Genomic DNA, 19,084 nt, shown 5'->3' with positions numbered 1-19,084 from the left:
GGCCGCCGGGGCCTTGTTCCGGGCCCAGGTACGGGCCCCCGGTCCGGGGCCCGGGTCCGGGGCCCGGGTCCGCGCGGGCTGCGGAGGGTGTCAGTCCAGATAGCCCCGGAGCTGGTCGGCGAAGGCGTGGTCGCGCAGTTTGTTGAGGGTCTTGGACTCGATCTGACGGATGCGCTCCCGGGTGACGCCGAAGATCCGGCCGATCTCCTCCAGGGTGCGCGGCCTGCCGTCGATCAGCCCGTACCGCAGCTGGACCACCTTCCGCTCGCGCTCGCCGAGGGTGGAGAGGACCGCCTCCAGATGCTCGCGGAGCAGCAGGAAGGCCGCCGACTCGACGGGGGAGGCCGCGTCGCCGTCCTCGATGAGGTCGCCGAGCGCGACATCGTCCTCCTCCCCCACCGGGGCGTGCAGGGAGACCGGCTCCTGGGCGAGCCGCAGCACCTCGCTGACCCGCTCGGGCAGCAGATCGAGCTGGGCGGCGACCTCCTGGGGCGTCGGCTCGTAGCCGCGCTCCTGGAGCATCCGGCGCTGCACCCGCACCACGCGGTTGATCAGCTCGACCACATGGACGGGGACGCGGATGGTGCGCGCCTGGTCGGCGAGGGCCCGGGACATGGCCTGGCGGATCCACCAGGTGGCGTAGGTGGAGAACTTGTAGCCCCGGGCGTAGTCGAATTTCTCGACCGCCCGGATCAGTCCGAGGTTCCCCTCCTGGACGAGGTCGAGCATGGTCAGTCCGCGGCCGACATAGCGTTTGGCGACGGAGACGACCAGCCGGAGGTTGGCCTCGATCAGCCGGCGCTTGGCCACCCGGCCCATGACCACCAGCCGGTCGAGGTCGACGGCGAGCTGGGAGTTGTTGATGTCGGGGGTGCTGCTCAGCTTCTCCTCGGCGAAGAGCCCGGCTTCGACCCGGCGGGCCAGCTCGACCTCCTCGGCCGCCGTGAGCAGGGAGATTCTGCCGATCTCACGCAGATACTGCCGGAAGAGATCGGACGAGGGGCCGCCGCTCGCCTCGCGCGCGGCGCGCGGTGGCTCCGGCGGGTCGGACTCCTCCACCGCTTCCTCGACCGCTTCCTCGACAGCGGTGACGGCGGTCGCCGCCCTCGCCGGCCGGGACTCGGGGTGGTTCGCGGGCAGCCGCTGCGGAGGGACGGCCGCGAGGGTCTCCGTCCCGGCCGGGCGCTGCGCCGGGGGTGTCTCGGTCGGGTTGCCGGCCGAGGTCTCGACCAGGGTCTCGGCCGGGTTCCCGGCCAGGGTCTGGGTCTGGGTCTGCACGGGGGGCGACCTCCAGGGTGATCGCTGCCGGTTCACGGGCGTGCGGCAGCGGGACGGAGCGGCCGGGCCGCTGTCCGTCCCGTACACGATGAACGGATCCGCCGGGGTGCGTGGCCCACTTCCGGTGGGCGGCCGCGCTCCGAGGACTCAGGCACCGCACCCAGTGTGGGGTACGACACACAGTCGCCACGAGGGGCGTGCGGCCACTTTCTGAGTCCAATGCGTGACCGAGTGGTTACCGTGTGAGGATCCCGTGGTGTTCTGTTGTACGGGAGACCGGCAGGTGTAAGGGAAGAGCGGCCCGGCCGCCGGACCGGGGGAAGCCGGGGAGGCTCAGAGGGCCGCCGCGCCGTGGTTGCGCAGGGACTGGCCGTACTGCTGGAGGACCCACAGCTCGTTCTGGACGGCGGTGTGGCGCTCGGGGTCGGCCTGCTGTCCCAGCCGGGCCAGGGTGCCCTGGACCTCGCCGATCCGGCGGTCGACCGCGCGCAGCCGGACCTGGACGAGCTGTGTCCCCGCGTAGGTCTCGTCCACGGTCTTGGAGTGGATGGCCTCGACGGCCATCTCGGTGACCATGGCGCGCACCGAGTCGTTGGCCGCGGCGTCGCGGACGCGGGCGAGATAGCCGGAGCTGTCCGCCGTGCCCTGCTCCGCGCCGCCGGCCTCCGCGATGGTCTGGCGGACCGCCGCGTAGGGAGGGGCGGTGAATTCGTCCACGCCGTAGGCGTCGAAGGCCGGGGAGACCAGCCCGGGGTGCTGGAGGGCGAGCTTGAGCAGCTCGCGCTCGGTGCGGTGGGCGGGGCTGCGGAGGTTGATCGCGGGGCCGGAGCCCGTCGTGGGCGCGGCCTGGGCGTGGGGCTGGTTCTGGCGGTCGCCGCCGGGCCGGGAGGAGGCGGGGGCGGGGCCCCGGCCGCCCCGGTCGCGGGCCCAGCGGGCGAGCTGGGCGACGCGCTTGACGACGAACTGGGTGTCGAGGATGCCGACGATTCCGGCGAGCTGTACGGCGGATTCGTGCTGGATCGCGATGTTCTTGATGCCCGCGACGATGGGGGCGGCCTCGTCGAGGGCGGCGGCCCGGCCCGCGGGGGTCTCCAGGTTGTGGCGGGTGACGACCTGGCGGATGGCGAATTCGAAGAGCGGGGTGCGGGTCTCCACCAGTTTGCGCACGGCTTCGTCGCCCTCGGCGAGCCGCAGGTCACAGGGGTCCATACCGCCGGGGGTGATCGCGATCGAGGTCTCGGCGGCGAACTTCTGGTCGTCCTCGAAGGCGCGGAGCGCGGCCTTCTGTCCGGCGGCGTCACCGTCGAAGGTGAAGATCACTTCGGCGGTGGCATTGTCCATCAGCAGCCGTCGGAGGATCTTGATGTGGTCGCCGCCGAAGGCGGTGCCGCAGGTGGCGATGGCGGTGGTCTCGCCCGCGAGATGGCAGGCCATCACGTCGGTGTAGCCCTCGACCACGACGGCCCGGCGGGTCTTGGCGATCTCCTTCTTGGCGAGATCGATGCCGTAGAGCACCTGGGACTTCTTGTAGATGCCGGTCTCGGGGGTGTTGAGGTACTTGGGGCCGTTGTCGCTCTCGTAGAGCTTGCGGGCACCGAAGCCGACGACATCGCCGGAGATGTCCCGGATGGGCCACATCAGCCGGCCCCGGAAGCGGTCGATGGGGCCGCGCCGGCCGTCCTGGGAGAGGCCGGAGAGGATCAGCTCCTTGTCGCTGAAGCCCTTGCCGCGCAGAAAGCGGGTCAGATGGTCCCAGCCCTGGGGGCTGTAGCCGACGCCGAAGTGCTGGGCGGCGGCGTACTCGAAGCCCCGGTCGGCGAGGAAGGCGCGGCCGGTCTGGGCCTCGGCGGATTTCTCCAGCTGCTCGGTGTAGAACTGGGCCGCGATCTTGTGGGCCTCCACCAGCCGGATCCGCTCGCCCCGCTGGTGGCTGGGGTTGTACCCGCCCTCCTCGTACCTCAGGGTGATGCCCGCGGTGGCGGCGAGCCGCTCGACCGTCTCGGAGAAGGTGAGATGGTCGATCTTCATCACGAAGGCGATCGTGTCGCCGCCTTCCTGGCAGCCGAAGCAGTGGAAGAGACCCTTGCTGGGGCTGACCTGGAAGGAGGGGGACTTCTCGTCGTGGAAGGGGCAGAGCCCCTTCAGATTGCCGCCGCCCGCGTTGCGCAGCTGGAGATAGTCGGAAACGACGGCGTCGATCGGGACCGCGTCCCGAACCGCCTTGACGTCGTCATCGTTGATCCTGCCTGCCACACGTGAATTCTACGGTGGACGGCGGGCACTCCCGTCTGCTGTGGACAACTCCCGTCATCCGGTCAGTGACTCCAGGGGCACGGAGGGGTCGCAGAGAGCGTCGGGATCCACCGGGGAGCCCGCCCGGATCAGGGCCTGGACCGGGTCGGTGACGTCCCACACATTGACGTTCATCCCGGCGAGGACCCGGCGGTCCTTGAGCCAGAACGCGATGAACTCGCGTTTTCCGGCGTCGCCGCGCAGCACCACCTGGTCGTAGGAGCCGGGCGGGGCCCAGCCGGAGTATTCGAGGCCGAGGTCGTACTGGTCGGAGAAGAAATAGGGCACCCGGTCGTAGGAGACGTCCTGGCCGAGCATGGAGCGCGCGGCGGCCGGGCCGCCGTTGAGGGCGTTCGCCCAGTGCTCGACGCGGAGCCGGGAGCCGAGCAGGGGGTGGTGGGCGGCGGCCACGTCGCCGGCGGCGTGGATGTCGGGGTCGGAGGTGCGCAGGGCGGCGTCCACGGCGATGCCGCCGCCGTGGGACCGGTCGGCGAGCGCGAGGCCGGCGGCCTCGGCGAGCGCGGTGCGCGGGGCCGCGCCGATCGCGGCGAGGACGTGGTGGGCGGGGTGCTCCTCGCCGTCGTCGGTGCGGACGGCGAGGACCATGCCGTCCTGGCCGGTGATCTCGGTGAGCCGGGCCCCGAAGTGGAAGCGGACGCCGTGGTCCTGGTGGAGCTCGGTGAAGATCTGGCCCAGCTCGGGGCCGATGATCTGGTGGAGGGGGGTGGGCTCCGGCTCGATGATCGTCACTTCGGCGCCGTAGCCGCGGGCGGCCGCCGCGACCTCCAGGCCGATCCAGCCCGCGCCCGCGATGACCAGCCGGCCGTTGTCCCGGCCGAGCGCGGCGAGAACCTGGCGCAGCCGGTCGGCGTGGGCGAGGCGGCGCAGATGGTGGACCCCGGCCAGCCCGGTGCCCGGGATGTCCAGCCGACGGGGTTCCGCTCCGGTGGCGAGCAGCAGTTTGTCGTAGTGGATGACGGTGCCGTCGCCGAGCCGTACCGACTTCGCTTCGCGGTCGACGGCGACGACGGTCTGGCCGAGGTGCAGTTCGACATCGGCCTGGGCGTACCAGGAGGGCTCGTGGACGAAGACGCTCTCGCGGGCCTCCTTGCCCTGGAGGTAGCCCTTGGAGAGCGGTGGACGTTCATAGGGGTGGTCCCGTTCGTCGCCGACGAGGATCACCCGCCCGGTGAATCCCTCGGCACGGAGGGTCTCGGCGGCCTTGGCCCCGGCGAGCCCACCGCCGACGATGACGAATGTCCGATGTCCATCGACCACTTGATGCCTCCTCTTTCCGGCTTCCGCTTCCGGTTTCCGCGCTGGACCTTCAGGGAGCGTCCCGCACCGAGCACGGCGGCGGAAGAGGGAGTGGTCTTGGCGTGTCCTGCCGAGGGGCCCCTTCCGGGCGGGTCATCCGGCCCGTCGCCCGGCCGTGAGCTGGGAGTGCAGGGTGAGGGCGGAGGCGTCGGTGAGCGAGGCGAGCTGATCGACAATCACCCGACCGCGCGCCCGGTCGTCCCGCGCGGCGTCGAACAGGGCGCTGAACTGCGGGTCGAGTGTCCCGGGCGCGCCGGCGGCGATGGCCTCCGCCAGCTCGGTCAGTACGATGCGCTGATCGAGGCGGAGGGCCTCCTGCTCGGCGCGCTGCATCACATAGCGGTCGGCGACGGCTTTGAGGACGGCGCACTCCAGCCGGGCTTCACGGGGGACGATCAGCTCGGCCCCGTAGCGGGTGAGGGGGCCGGTGCCGTACGCCTGGCGGGTGGCGGTCTCGGCGGCGAGGCAGAAGCGGCCGATGAGCTGGCTGGCGGCGTCCTTGAGGCGGGCCTGCGCGAGGGCGGAGCCGTCGTAGCCCTGGGGCCACCACTCCTGGCCGATGAGCCGGTCGAGGGCCTCGGCCAGCTCCGCGGGCTCGGTGTCGGCGGGCGCGTACCGGCCGATCACGACCTTCCAGATGCCCGCGCGCTCGTCCTCGTCGAGCAGCGCGCGGGGGTCGAGGTGCCCGGCGTGGAGGCCGTCCTCGAAGTCGTGCACGGAGTAGGCGACGTCGTCGGACCAGTCCATGACCTGGGCCTCGAAGCAGGTGCGGTGTTCGGGCGCGCCCCGGCGGACCCAGTCGAAGACGGGCAGGTCGTCCTCGTAGACGCCGAATTTCACCGAGTGCGGGTCGGTGGGGTGGCCGGCTCGGGGCCAGGGGTATTTGGTGGCGGCGTCGAGGGCGGCCCGGGTGAGGTTGAGGCCGACGCTGATCATGTCGCCGCTGTCGGTGGTGATGAACCGCTTGGGCTCGATCCGGGTGAGCAGGCGCAGCGACTGGGCGTTGCCCTCGAAGCCTCCGCAGTCCTTGGCGAAGTCGTTGAGCGCGACCTCGCCGTTGTGCCCGAAGGGCGGGTGGCCCATGTCGTGGGAGAGACAGGCGGCCTCGACGAGGTCGGGGTCGCAGCCGAGGGCCGCGCCGAGCTCGCGGCCGACCTGGGCGCACTCCAGGGAGTGGGTGAGACGGGTGCGCGGGCTGGCGTCTCCCGCCTGGTGGCGGCTGCCGGGGGTGACGACCTGCGTCTTTCCGGCGAGTCTGCGCAGGGCGGAGGAGTGCAGCACGCGGGCCCGGTCGCGCTGGAAGGCGGTCCGACCGGGGCGCTTGTCGGGCTCGGGGGCCCAGCGCTCAGTGGCCGCGTCGTCGTACAGGTCTGGGGTGGTGCCAGTGGTGCCTGCCATGTCCCGAAGGTAACCGGAGGGTGTGACAGGCCGCTCAGCCGGTGGGCCGCGCGGGGCCGGTTCTCGTCGTCGGCGGGGCCGCCCACCTGCTGTGACACCGATGGGCGGGGCCGGGGTGGTGACTCTGCGCGAGGGCTGTGGCCCTCGGCGGCCGTGGGCACAGGCGCGCGGGGCGGGCGACGGCTCCTCGCGGGCGGCTGGTGACGGGAGTTTTCCACAGACGGGCAGGGTCGGAAGCGGACTGTCAGACCCCTCACCTACTGTCATCGACATCGAAACCGGTACGTCGGGGAGGCGGTCTTGCCATGGGCTGGATCGAGACAGACAGCGGCGGGTACACCGTGGCACTGGACGGCACGAGCGTGCTGTGCCGGAATGCGGCGGGGCGGCAGCTGAAGCAGGTCCCGCCGAAGCTGCGGGAGGACGCGGCGGTGGTGCGGCTGGAGCAGCTGGCCGAGTGGCTGGAGCGGCATGAGCGGGAGTGCCGGGAGCAGGTGGACGCCTGGCTGGTGCGCTCGCTGCCGGTGCCGGCGGCGCTGCTGGCGCGGGTGTGGCCGGACGCGGCCTGGCAGTCGGCGCTGCGCGATCTGGTGATCGCGCCGCTGGGGCCGGACGGCACGGCGGATCTGGGGCGGGCGGGCTTTCTGCGGGACGCGGACGCGGCGAAGGGCCTGGGAGTCGTCGATCTGGACGGCGATTCGGTGCGGCTGGAGTGCGAGAGCGTGCTGATACCGCACCCCGTGCTGCTCGAAGACCTCGACGAGCTGCGGGAGTTCGCGGTGGAGCTGGGTGTCGAGCAGCGGGTGGAGCAGCTGTTCCGGGAGGTGTGGCGGCGGCCCGGCGAGGTGAGCGGCCATGAGTGGCCGGCCTATGCCAAGGGGAAGTTCGATCAGCTGCGGCACGCCACGGCGCGTGCGCTTTCGCTGGGGTACAGGGTGCGCGGCGGTCAGGTGCTCTGTCCGCTGGTGGAGGACGGCCGGGCGCTGGAGGCGGCGTACTGGCTGGGGGCGGACTATCCGGACTCGGCGGCCCACACAGGGGCCCTGGAGTGGCGGGGCAAGGACGGCAGACGGCTGGCGCTGTCCGAGGTGGGTCCGGTCGCCTGGTCCGAGGGCGAGCGGATGGCCGCGCTGGTGTACGCGGGCCGGGTGGTCGTGGACGACGAGGAGGCGCTGCGATGAGCGGGGCGGCGCGGCGGCCCGACGCCACGGCGGACGGCACGGCAGAAGGCATGGACGGCACGGACGGCACGGACGGGCAGGGCACGGTGGGGGGATCGATGGACGGACTGCTGGAGGCCGGCGGGGTGCTGCCGCTCGGCGGCGACACGAGCGGCACGAACGGAACGAACGGCACGAACGGCGGGGGTTCGGGTGTTCCGGGCCGAGGCAGAGGCAGAGGCAGGGCCTCGGGCGAGGGCGGCGGCGGCGGTACGGACGAGCTGACGGCGCGGGCCTACCGCCACCCGGCGCTCGACGGGCGCACGGTGGTCCGGCTGGTGCCCGGGGCCATCGCCCCGGCGGAGGATCTGGCGCTGGAGTACCTCGGCTTCGAGTCCGCCGGCTCGGCCGCCGTCGGCCGGGTGAAGCCCCGGTCCCTCGGCTTCCCCGCCTGGGCCCTGGTCAACGACCCGGCCAACGGCCATCACGCGCTGGCCGTGGTGAAGGAGATGGAGCGGCTGACGCGCCAGGTGACCACCAAGCCGGGCCTGGCCAAAGAGGGCTTCGACGAGATCGGCGAGCGGCTGGACCGTTCCGTTCCGCAGTTTCTGCCCACGTACTACGAGCAGGTGGGGCGGCAGTTCCTGGCCGCCGAGGCCCGGCAGCAGGCATCGGTGTTCTTCGGGAAGGCGCGCGCGGCCGAGCAGCGGCACGCGCTGCCGGTGGACGAGGAGCGCCTTCGGGAGGTGTTCCTTGAGTTCGCCGGCGAGGGCGCGCTGAGCGGCAAGGCCCTGCGGGAGTACGCGAAGGGGCTGGCCGTCCGGCTGTCCCCGGAGCGGGCGTACGCGGAGTTCCGGCTGGTCTCCGCCCAGCGGTGCACCGCCGGGCTCACCCCGTACGCGGGCATGCTGGAGGATCTGCGGCGGCTGGCGAAGGGCGCGGGGCTGGACGCGGCGGACGAGGAGGAGTCGCTGGTCAGGGAGATCATCCACACGGGGGCGATGAGCCACGCGTCGGGGAGTTTCTGGAAGTCGGCGCTGCCCGCCCTCACCGCGGTGGCCGCCGAGGATGCGGCCGTGCGGGAGCGGCTGCTGACCCTGCTGCCCCAGACGGGCGGCGAGAGCACCGAGAAGTTCGACGCGGACTGGCTCGCGCTGCTGGAGCGGTGCGGGGCGTTCGAGCTGCTGATGGACGGGACGGTCCCGGCGGCCGAGTGGCTGTCCTCGTGGAGCGGTCACCGGCAGCGCGGCTGGGGCGATCTCGCACGGCTCGCCCCCGAACTGACCCTGGTGGAGAAGCTGGCCAAGCGTCTGATCGCGGACGGCACACCGGTGAAGCTGTTGCAGGACGGCTGGCGGGTCACCGTCGACCTCGATGTCCTGGATCTCTGTCTCGCCCTGGGCGTCCCGGTGTCTCCCCCGACGGCCGGCATGAAGAACCTCCAGCTGTCCGGGTGGCTCTCGGACGAACGGGAGGGCCGCCGGGATCTGGCGGCGCTGGTCGCGGACGAGCGCTTCGCCCAGCTGCTGCGCGACGGGGTGGAGCAGCTCGCGGGCGGCGACTCCCCGGGCCGGCTGAAGCGGATCGCCGAACACCCGGCGCTGCGCACGGTCCTCGCGGGCTGGCTCGCCGACCGGGCGGACGATCTCGACCGTCCGCTCGGCCTCCCGGAGGTGGACCACCAGCTCGGCCGGCTCGCCGGCTTCTCCTCGGCGGCGGTGCTGAACACCGCGCCGGAGGCGCTGGCCCGGATCACCGCCTTCTCCCCCGCCGGGGCCCTCGCGCGCACCCTGCGCACCGGCATCCTGGACGAGCTGGGCTGGCCCGCGCTGGAGGAGGCGGTGGCGGAGCTGGGCCCCCGGGCCCCTCAAGGCCGCGGGCAGCGCGACAAGGAGTCGTACGCCCTCTCCGACGCCTGGCCCGCGCTGGTGGTCCGGCTGGGAATGCGGGCCGTCGCGGTCGGCCCGCAGGGGGTGCTGGACCGTCAGACGCTGTCGCTCCCGGCGAGCAAGGACTACTCCTGGAACGACCCGACCGTCCGCTACATCGGCGGTCAGTGGCTCACCATCAACGGGTACGGCGACGGCCGCCGGGGCCGCTGGTCGGGCAGCGCCGCCGATGTCTTCAAGCCGAACGGAATGCTCCAGGACTCCCACAACTCCTTCCAGACCCCGTCGCTGGAGCTGCCCGACGGCAGCCGCACCTTCGGCGGACGGCCGGTCCACGCGGGCGACACCTCGTTCGCGAGCGAGGCCCGGCCGGTCGCCTCGGACGGCGTCTCGGTCTGGGTGCTGCACGAGAACGCGTGGTGGGACTACGACCCGCTGACGGCCCGCCGGGGCCGGGTCACCCTGCCGGCCTTCTTCGACGCGGCGCTCGCGGAGCGCTCGGGCGGCGCCCTGGTGCGGCGCGCCTGCCGGCTGCTGCCCGCGCGGCCCGGGCTCGAAGCCTCGCCGTTCGGCAGCGCGAACGGGCTCCTCGGCTGGTGGGTGCGGTTCGACCCGGACACCCGCACGCTCACCGCGTGTTCCGTGGACGGCGCGCGCGGTCCCGCCGTCCGGCTGCCCGCCGACGGCGACCCCGAGCGGGCGGCCACCGAGATTCCGCTGCCGCCGCTGAGGCTGCCCGGCGGCGGAGTGCTGCACCCGCGTGAGACCCGGAGCTATCACGGCCGGGTGGAGCTGTACGACGCCGAGGGCGTGCGGCTGGCCTCCGTCGCCGAGGGCGGCACGGACGAGGTCTACGCCTCCGGCACCCCACTGGTCGCGCCGGTCGGGCACTGGCACGCGCTGCGGCCGCGCGACGAGCGGGGCTCGGCCGTGCTGCGCGAGGTGACCGAGGCGGACGCCGCGGCGCTGCTGACGGCGGTGTCCGAGGGGGCCGAGCCGTCCGGGGCGGTGGGCGAGCTGCTGCCCGGGATCACCCACCCCGCGCTGATCGCCGGTGTCGCCGGCTTCGTGGCCGAGGCCGCACGGCACGTCAAGCGCGTCGCCGCGCTCGCGGAGCGGGCGGCCGAGCAGAGCGGCACCGGTCCGGCGAAGGGCCGTCCGGAGGTCGCCTTCGCCTACGACGGTCTGCTGCGGCAGGCGCTGAACGGCCTGCTGTCGTCCCGCCGTCACTACGGCTCGTACGGCTGGGAGGAGGACGACGCCACAGCCATGAACCAGCTCCGGACGCTGCGGCGGATGCTCGCGCCGGACACCGGCGAGGCCGAGGAGGAGAGCAGGGGCACCGGTGTGCACTGGATCTCGCTGCTCGGCCACGGCCTGGCGGGGGCCGCGGTGCGGGCCGCCTCCCCCACCACGTCGGAGAAGGAGCGCGAGGCCCTGCTGGAGTTCCTGGACGCGGCGCTGGAGACGAGGGTCGACGGCGAAGCGGTCCTGCTGGACTCGCGCGGGCGGCTGCGGACCGTACAGCTGAAGGGCAGGTTCGACCAGAACCCCGCCGATCCGGTCGGCACGGTCCGCCGCTCGGGGGCCAGGGTGCTGATGTTCATGTGCGTGGAGCGGACCGATCACCCGCGCGCCACCTGGAACTGTGTGGAGTACGACCCCGCCGGGGCCTTCGGCGGCTGGGACGGTCTCACCGAGATCGACTCCCGGGTGCTGGGCTCCGCAGGGGACCCCTCGTACGCGGAGTCGCTGCGCCGTCTGATCGACGGGGTGCGGGAGCACGGTCCGCTGCCGTACCGCCCGGAGCAGGCACAGGAGTTCGCCGAGCGGGTCGGCGTGGGCGCGGCGACGGCCGCGCTGGTGCAGCTCGGGCTGCCGGGCATCAATGAGTACGGCCGCGACGGACTGCTGACGGCGGAGTACCTCGCACCGCTGGGGCTCAAGAGCGCGGACGCCAAGTCGGCCCGCGAGACCCTGGGCGACTTCGCCCCCGCCGAACGCCGCCGGTACACCGGTCTGCTGCTGCCGGCGGAGCCGGACCGGGTGGACGAGCTGTGGACGCGGGGCTTCCATCTGGAGCCGCTCATCGAGGCCTGGCTCGCCGAGCGCGGGCGGCGGCGGGCCACACCGCCCTGGCTGACCGCCCGGCTGATGGCGGAGTTCGCCTCGGACCCGGGCCTGGACGCCGCGCTCAACCCCGAGACACGGCGGGAGCTGACCCGCGGCACCGAGCAGCGGCCCGACGAGGACGGCGACCTGACGCCGGTCGACAAGGACGCGCTGCTCACCGGGCGGACGCTGGCCTCCTCGGTGACCGCGCTGCGGTGGCTGGCCTACCGGCTGCCCTTCGGGGACCCGCTGCGGGCGGTGCTGCCGACGACCCTGCGGATGCTGCGGGAGCGGCTCACCGATCCGCGGCTGCTGCTCGACCTCGGCTGCGACTGGGACGCCGACGGCAAGTCGACCTCGAAGCGGATACGCGAGGCGCACGGCCTCGGTCCGAACACCGGGGGCCGCAAGCACGGCCTGGTCGAGGTCGGCGACACGCTGGTGCTCGCCCCGACGCGCTACTACACGGAGCTGGAGTCGGTGTGGGTGCGGGCCGCCTCGGTGGCGACCGGGGAGCACGCGGGACCCGACCATCCGACGCTGAAGCTGCTGCTGGCGATCTCGGGCGACTCGGACGAGCTGGCGGCGCTGCGCGCGGTGCTCGGCACCGAGTTCGCGGAGCTGCTCGCCGCCGACGGTCCGGCGGGGGCCGCCCAGCATCCGGCGCACAGCGCGCCGGAGCTGGTGACGGCGGCAGCCGGCCGGTTCGGGCTCTCCGAGGACGCGGCGGCCCTCTATCTGATGCTTCTGGCGCTGCCCGATCCCACCGACCGGAATCAGGCGGAGTGGACGGGGTGGAAGCCCGCCAGGCTGAAGAAGGCCCGGGCGGAGCTGGCGGGGACCGAGCTGGTGGTGGAGGCGAAGCGGGCCCGGGCCGGGCGTTCGCTCTTCCTGCCCGGCGGCTGGCTGGAGGCGAGGACTCCGAGGCTGCCCCTGGAGAGCTGGAAGTCGGATCTGCTCCCCGGCGCGGAGCACGCTTTCGCGGTGCCCGACCGGCCGGTGGCGGAGCTGTTCGCGGTGGCCTGGCAGCGGGTGCTGGACGGCGACGCACCGGGGTTCGAAGTGTTCAAGGGGCGTAACGCCAGGAGGGGCAAGGGTGGTTCGCGATGAGCGAGGGGGACCGGATGGAGACGGCGGGCGGGGCGCGGCAGATCGAGCTGCCCGAGGACCGGCACCGGCAGGAGCTGGAGTTCCTGGCCGGCTGGGACGGAGGCCCCCGGCCGCCGGGCTGGCGGATGACGCCGCGCGCCGTGGTGCTGTTCGTCTGCGGTTCGGACGGGGAGCCGCTGCGGGCCGCCGACGGACGGCAGCAGGTGGTGTCGCGGAAGTTCGTCGGCGACCGCGCGCTGGTCGAGCGGTGTGTGGTGACCCTGGCGGGCGAGCGGGGACTGCTGCTGGTCGGTGAGCCGGGCACGGCCAAGTCGATGCTGTCGGAGCTGCTGGCGGCGGCGGTGTGCGGCACCAGCGGGCTGACCGTCCAGGGCACCGCGGGCACCACCGAGGACCAGCTGCGCTACGGCTGGAACTACGCGATGCTGCTGGCCAAGGGGCCCAGCAGGAAGGCGCTGGTGCCCTCGCCGGTGCTGACTGCGATGACCCGGGGCGCGGTCGCCCGGATCGAGGAGGTCACGCGCTGTCTGCCGGAGGTGCAGGACGCCCTGGTGTCGCTGCTCTCCGAGCGGCGGATGTCGGTGCCCGAACTCGCGGGCGGCGACGGCGCGGACGGCACCGTGCACGCGGTGCCCGGCTTCACCCTCATCGCCACGGCGAACCTGCGCGACAAGGGCGTCTCGGAGATGTCCGCCGCGCTCAAGCGGCGTTTCAACTTCGAGGAGGTCGGCCCGATCACCGACCTGGACGCCGAGACCGCGCTGGTGCGGGGGCAGGCGACGGCCGCGCTCAAGCGGTCCGGCGCGGGGTTCGCGGTGGACGACGCGGTGCTGGAGGCGCTGGTGACGGCGTTCCGGGATCTGCGCTCCGGGCGCAGTGCCGAGGGCTGGGAGATCGAGCGGCCGTCGACGGTGATGTCCACGGCGGAGGCGGTTCATGTGGCCACCGCCATGGGGCTCGGCGCGGCCTATCTCGGTGACGGCCGCGATGTCGTCCGCACCCTGCCGGGCCATCTGCTGGGCACGGTCCGCAAGGACGACCCCTCGGACCACGCCCGGCTGCTGGGCTACTGGGACGGACCGGTGCGGCGGCGGGCGGAGAGCGGCGCACCGCTGTGGCGGACGCTGTGGGAGCTGCGCGATGAACTCGCCTGAGACGAGCGGCGCGGGCGGCGCGGGCGGCGCGGGCGGGGGGCCCGAAGAGGCGCTGGCGCGGCTGGCCGGCTGCCGGGAGCCGTATCTGATCGGGGTGCGGCACCACTCGCCCGCGCTGGCGGCGGCCGTCCCGGCGCTGCTGGCCGAGGCGGCTCCCGAGGTGCTGTTCATCGAGCTGCCGGAGGAGTTCGCGCCCTGGCTGGAGCATCTGGGCGATCCGGCGACGGTGCCCCCGGTGGCGCTGGCGGGCAGCGGGGGCGGCCTGGTGTTCCTGCCGTTCGCCGAGTTCTCGCCGGAGCTGGCGGCGATCCGCTGGGCGCGGGAGGCCGGGGTGGAGGTGATCCCGTTCGATCTGCCGCTCGGGGCGCGGAAGCCCGAGGACGGCCGCTCGGAGCGGGCCGCCGAGCCCGCCCCCGGCTCCGGTGCGCTCACCGCCGCGCTGCGGGCGCGGGCCGGGGGGCGCCCCGGTGACGATCTGTGGGACCGGCTGGTCGAGGCGACCGCCCCCGGCGGCACTCCGGAGGCGCTGCGCCGGGCGGCGCTGCTGGTCGGCTGGGCCCTGCGCGAGGACGCCGGTGAGGTGGACCCGTACGACCTGCGCCGCGAGGCGAACATGCGGCGCAGGCTGGCCGAGCACGGCGACCGGCGGGCGGCGGCGGTCATCGGCTCGTTCCACGCGCCCGCGCTCATGGACCGACCGGCGGGGAACACCGCCCCGGAGCGGGCGGAGGACGGCCCGGCGGTGGATGTCGTGACATCGCTGGTGCCGTACTCGTACCCGCTGCTGGACGAGCGTTCGGGATATCCGGCGGGGATCCGGGACCCCGAGTGGCAGCACGGCGTCTTCCGCGCGGCGGGCGATCTGTGCCTGCTGGACGAGCTGCTGACCGGTGTCTCGGTCCGGATCTGCGCCGCCGTGCGGGAGGCGGGCCACCCCAGCGGGCCCGCCGACGCGCGGGAGGTGGTGCGGGTCGCCCGTGATCTGGCGACCCTGCGCGGGCTGCCGGCCGCCGGGCGCGGCGAGCTGGTCGAGGCCGCCGGGACGGTGCTCACCCAGGGCAGGCTGCTCGGCCGGGGCCGGATCGTCGCGGCGGCGATGGAACAGGTGCTGGTCGGCGCGCGCCAGGGGCGGCTGGCCCCGGGGACGCCGCGCTCGGGGCTCGGCCCCTCGGTCGAGGCGCTGCTCGCGGAGTTGAAGCTGCCGGGCCCCGACCGGCCCGACCAGCGTGAACTGCGGCTGGACACGCTCCGTACCGATCTCGACCGGCGTCGGGAGATCGCCCTGCGGCGGCTCGCGGTGTGCGGAGTGCCGTACGGGGAGGAGTCGGAGGTCGCCGGGGTCGGCGAGGCGACCGCGCTGACCACGCGGTGGATCGTGTCCTGGACGCCGTCGACGGCCGCGATGCTCGATGTGGCCGGCCCGCACGGGGTGACGCTGGAGCAGGCGGCCCAGGGGATGCTGCGCCGAAGGCGCGCGGAGGAGCGGCGGCGGGGCGGCCCGACGGCGGCGGAGGTTCTCGACGGGCTGGCCCGGGCCGCCGCGTGCGGGCTGCCCGAGCTGGCGGCCGAGCGGCTGACCGAGACGGCCGAGCTGCTCCCGGCGACGGGCACCCTGTCCGAACTGCTCGCCGGGATGGCCCTGCTGGACCGCCTCCGCGCCGGCCATGTGCCCGGGACGGCAGCGGGCTGGCGGCGGCGGGAGATCGACGCGGCGTACGAGGAGCTGGCGGCGGCCGGAGTGCGGGCGCTCGACGGCCTCGCGGGCTCCACCGAGACGGCCGACGCCCGCGCGCTGGTCTCGCTCGCCGGGCAGGCCGCCGGGGTGAGCGGCGGGCTCCGGCTCGCCGACGCGCTGGCCCGCCTGGAGGACGGCGGGACACCGCTGATACGGGGTGCGGCGGGGGCCGCCCAGGTGCTGCTGGGGCTGCGGGACCCGGGCGACTTCGGGAACCGGCTGGCCTCCCGGGTGGACGCCGCCACCGCCCCCGGCCTCCGTTTCGAGCTGGCCGAATCGCTGCGCGGCGCGCTGCTCGCGGCGGGCCCGCTGCTGGAGACGGGCCGGGCGCTCGATCCGCTGCTGGAGCGGGTGGAGAGCTTCCCCGACCGGGCTTTCCTGGACCGGCTGCCCGCGCTCAGAGCGGGGTTCGACATCCTGGCCCCGGCGGCCCGCGCCCGGCTGCTGTCCGTCGTGGAGGACCGCACCGGCACGGCGGCGTCCACCCTGACCGGCCCGGTCACGGACGCGGCGGCGCTGGCTCTCCTGGCACTGGCGGATCTGGCGGGCCGCGAAGCCCTGGCCGCCCGCGGGCTGACCCCGGCGGCCGGTCGTCCGGAGGCGGCCGGTACCGGGACGACCGGCCCGGACACGACCGGCCCGGAGCCGGGTGGGCGCCCGGACTGCGGCACGGAGGGGCACGCGCTCACCGGCGGTGAGCGGTGGCGGCTGCTGCTGGGGCGCGGCCGGGAGCTGAGCGGGAGCGCGCTGCGCTACGCCACCGCGCTGGACGAGCTGTACGGCGGCGGACGCGGCGAGGGCTCGCGCGGGGAGGACGGATCCGGCCGGGGCGGCGGCGGTGAGGCCCCCTACCCGGGCGTCCGGGCCTGGTCGGAGGAGCTGGCCGCCCTCTTCGGGCCGGGGGTGCGCGAGGAAGTCCTCGCGTCGGCCGCCGGGTCCGGGCGGCTCGACGCCGCGCTCGAACTGAACCCGGCCGCCGCGATCCCCTCCGTCGAGCTGCTGCGGACCGTGCTCTCCTACGCGGGAGGGCTGCCCGAACAACAGCTCGCCCGGCTGCGGCCCCTGGTGGCCCGGCTGGTGAAGGAGCTGACCGAGGCGCTCGCCAACCGGCTGCGCCCCGCGCTCACCGGGCTGACCCACCCGCGGCCCACCCGCCGCCCCGGCGGCCCGCTGGATCTCCCGCGCACCCTGCGGGCGAATCTGACGACCGCCCGGCGCGATCCGGGGACGGGCGCGGTGACCGTCCTCCCTGAGCGGCCGGTGTTCCGCACCCGGGCGCGCAGATCGGCCGACTGGCGGCTGGTGCTCGTCGTGGATGTGTCCGGGTCCATGGAGGCGTCGACGATCTGGTCCGCGCTGACCGCCTCCGTCCTCGCCGGGGTGCCCGCGCTCAGCACGCACTTCGTGGCCTTCTCCACGGAGGTCATCGACCTCACCGACCAGGTGGACGACCCCTTGGGCCTGTTGCTGGAGGTCCGGGTCGGCGGCGGCACCGACATCGCTCAGGGGCTGCGGCACGCGCGCGGGCTGATGACCGTGCCGTCACGCACCCTGACCGTGCTGATCAGCGACTTCGAGGAGGGCGGCCCGATCGGACCGCTGCTCGCCGAGGTGCGGACGCTGGTCGACGCGGGCTGCCACGTCCTCGGCTGCGCCTCGCTGGACGACGCGGGCAGACCGAGGTACTCCACCGCCGTGGCGGGCCGGCTGGTCGCCGCGGGCATGCCGGTGGCCGCACTCAGCCCCCTGGAGCTGGCCCGCTGGGTCGGCGAGCGCGTAGGAGGTACGCACCGGTGACCGTGAACCCTGCCCAGGAACTGCCCCCGGTCACCGCCGAGGTGGCGGCCGGGGCGCTGGATCTGCTCCCGGCCCGGCTGCGCAAGCGCGTGGACTCGGCGCTCGCCAAGGTGCCCGGATGGCCCGTGGAACCGCTGCCCGACGGGGTGCGGATCAGGGTCGACGAGGAGACCTCGGTGACGCTGAGGACCACCGGCGGGATCGTGGCGGACGCGGCCGACGCGGTCTGCGGCTGTCTGCTGGCCCCGGCCTGTCTGCACCGCGCGGCGGTGCTGTCCGCCGCGCCGCTCGCCGAACGCGCCGCCGAGACGGCCGAGACGGCTGAGACCGCCGAGACGGAAACAGGGACAGGGGCGGAGGAAGAGGCGGAAGAGACGGGCGAGGACGCGCCCGACCCGGCGGAGGAGGTCGTTCCGCTCACCCCCGCCCAGTCCGCCGCGCTCGACGCCCTCCGGGCCGCCGCGACCGCCGTGCTGGTCACCGGGGTGTCGGGGGCCGGAGCCGTCCACCGGGCCGAGCTGCTGCACGCGGCGCACTCCGGCAGGCTCGCCGGGCTCCCGCTGCCGGCCGCCGCCGCGGTGCGGATCGCGCGGCGCCTCGGCGAGGCCCGGTCGGAGGATCCCGCCTTCCGGCTGCCCGAACTCTCCGCCGAGCTGGCCGGACTGCTCGATCTGCTGCGGCGGCCCGCCGAAGCGGTCGCCCCGGTGCGCCGCGCCTATCGGCCGACGCGGCCGCTGCGGCTGTACGGCCTGTTCACCGAGCCGGTGGTGACCGCTTCCGGCTACGCGGGCGCGACCGCGTACGGCGTCACCCCCGACGGCGTCCTGCACACGGTCTCCGACATCGCCCCCGGCCGCCCCGAACGCGCGCTCCAGGCGGCGGGCGCTCCGGTGCCTGGCGGCTGCGCGCTGCCGCTGCGCGAGTGGGGGGCCGGGGGCGCGGTGATCCTGACCGGTCCCACGGTGTCGCCGGACGGCCGGATCGGCGGTGGGGCGCGGTCGCGTTCGGTACGGGCGGAGGGCGCCCGATGGGACGAACCGCCGCTCGACGGGCTCTGGCGGCTGCCCCCCGCCGAGCAGCTCTCCCGCGCGCTCGGCTGGCTGGCCGAGCCGGCCGAGACCCGCCGGGTGGGCGGCGATCTGCTCTTCCTCACCGGAACGGTCACCGAAGGCGGCTTCCGGGTCGACGGCGGGCCCGTGCTGCGGCTGCTGGCTCCGGACGAGCGCGCGGAGCTGGCGTACAGCGAGAATCTGCGGCTGCTCGCGAGCCGGCCGGGCATGGGGCTGCGGCTGATCGCGCGGGCGGTGGCGGACCGGCCGGGCGGGGTTCAGGCGCTGGCCGGGCTCTGGACGGGACACGAGGGTGAGCCGGTCCGGGCGGACCTCGGCCTGCGAAGGCTGAACCGTTCGCATCTGCCGCCCGCCGACGGGCGGACCGCCGCCCCGCGGGGGGACTCGGCCCCGCCCGGGCTGCCGGTGGAGCTGGAGCTGCTGCGGCGGGCCGTGGACCGGGCGGTCGCGGGCGGGCGGGCCGTGACCGCCGCCTCGGCGGACGGCGAACTCCCGCGCAGGCTCCGCGCGGTGGGCCTGAGCACGGGCGCGGAGTGCGCCCGCGCCCTCGTGGAGAGCGCCGCCGACCGCCGCCACGACGCGCTCGGCCGACTGCTCCCGGCGGACCCCGACGCCTTCGCCGAAGCCTGGCTCACCGCCTCGGTCTACGCCTCGGCCGCGGCCCGCTCGCTGCTGCCCGCCGCCTGGTCGGCCCGGCTCCCGTCCACCGACGCTCCGGACGGGAGGCGAACCGAATCCGTTCGAATACCGTCTGATCAGGTGTGAAGGATCT

The 19,084-nt window shown here is 74.6% G+C and carries 9 protein-coding genes; 5 read left to right on the top strand and 4 right to left on the bottom strand.

The genetic code is table 11. From position 1 onward, the window contains the following. Window positions 1-90: 90 nt before the first annotated feature. The 4 genes from IE247_RS10905 to IE247_RS10890 all read right to left on the bottom strand — a co-directional run bounded on the left by IE247_RS10905 (window position 91) and on the right by IE247_RS10890 (window position 6,285). Window positions 91-1,278: an RNA polymerase sigma factor gene (locus IE247_RS10905; protein WP_373305538.1), complete on the bottom strand. Its 1,188-nt coding sequence runs from the start codon at window positions 1,276-1,278 to the stop codon at window positions 91-93. Between the two features lie 333 nt (window positions 1,279-1,611). After that, window positions 1,612-3,531, bottom strand: a complete 1,920-nt coding sequence (gene dnaG / locus IE247_RS10900) for a DNA primase (protein ID WP_190122782.1) — start codon at window positions 3,529-3,531, stop codon at window positions 1,612-1,614. Window positions 3,532-3,585: 54 nt separating this feature from the next. Beyond that, on the bottom strand, window positions 3,586-4,848 hold the full coding sequence (locus tag IE247_RS10895) for an NAD(P)/FAD-dependent oxidoreductase (protein WP_190122781.1): 1,263 nt from the start codon (window positions 4,846-4,848) through the stop codon (window positions 3,586-3,588). 132 nt (window positions 4,849-4,980) lie between these two features. Beyond that, window positions 4,981-6,285, bottom strand: a complete 1,305-nt coding sequence (locus IE247_RS10890) for a deoxyguanosinetriphosphate triphosphohydrolase (RefSeq protein WP_190122780.1) — start codon at window positions 6,283-6,285, stop codon at window positions 4,981-4,983. 305 nt (window positions 6,286-6,590) lie between these two features. On the opposite strand from IE247_RS10890, the gene IE247_RS10885 reads away from it, so the two are divergent. The 5 genes from IE247_RS10885 to IE247_RS10865 are packed head-to-tail and all read left to right on the top strand — an operon-like array spanning window position 6,591 to window position 19,077. Continuing rightward, window positions 6,591-7,466 carry a DUF4132 domain-containing protein gene (locus IE247_RS10885; RefSeq protein WP_190122779.1) on the top strand — a complete coding sequence of 292 codons (876 nt, stop codon included), beginning with the start codon at window positions 6,591-6,593 and terminating at the stop codon, window positions 7,464-7,466. Next, window positions 7,463-12,556, top strand: coding sequence for a hypothetical protein (locus IE247_RS10880; RefSeq protein WP_190122778.1), 5,094 nt, complete (start codon window positions 7,463-7,465; stop codon window positions 12,554-12,556). Before IE247_RS10885 ends, IE247_RS10880 begins: the two co-directional genes overlap by 4 nt. Next, window positions 12,553-13,710 (top strand): ATP-binding protein, encoded by a 1,158-nt coding sequence (locus IE247_RS10875; RefSeq protein WP_229869007.1) that lies wholly within the window; start codon window positions 12,553-12,555, stop codon window positions 13,708-13,710. The genes IE247_RS10880 and IE247_RS10875 overlap by 4 nt, the downstream gene beginning before the upstream one ends. Further along, a complete protein-coding gene (locus tag IE247_RS10870) occupies window positions 13,697-17,242 on the top strand; it encodes a vWA domain-containing protein (RefSeq protein WP_190122777.1) in 3,546 nt (1,181 codons plus the stop codon). Before IE247_RS10875 ends, IE247_RS10870 begins: the two co-directional genes overlap by 14 nt. Continuing rightward, on the top strand, window positions 17,239-19,077 hold the full coding sequence (locus IE247_RS10865) for a hypothetical protein (protein WP_229869005.1): 1,839 nt from the start codon (window positions 17,239-17,241) through the stop codon (window positions 19,075-19,077). Before IE247_RS10870 ends, IE247_RS10865 begins: the two co-directional genes overlap by 4 nt. Window positions 19,078-19,084 lie beyond the last annotated feature (7 nt).

Origin of the sequence: Streptomyces inusitatus, from assembly GCF_014651115.1 — a bacterium.
GTDB classification, from domain to species: domain Bacteria; phylum Actinomycetota; class Actinomycetes; order Streptomycetales; family Streptomycetaceae; genus Streptomyces; species Streptomyces amakusaensis.
The sequence above is the reverse complement of the archived record's forward strand: the minus strand, read 5'-3'. Positions and strand labels throughout refer to the sequence as shown.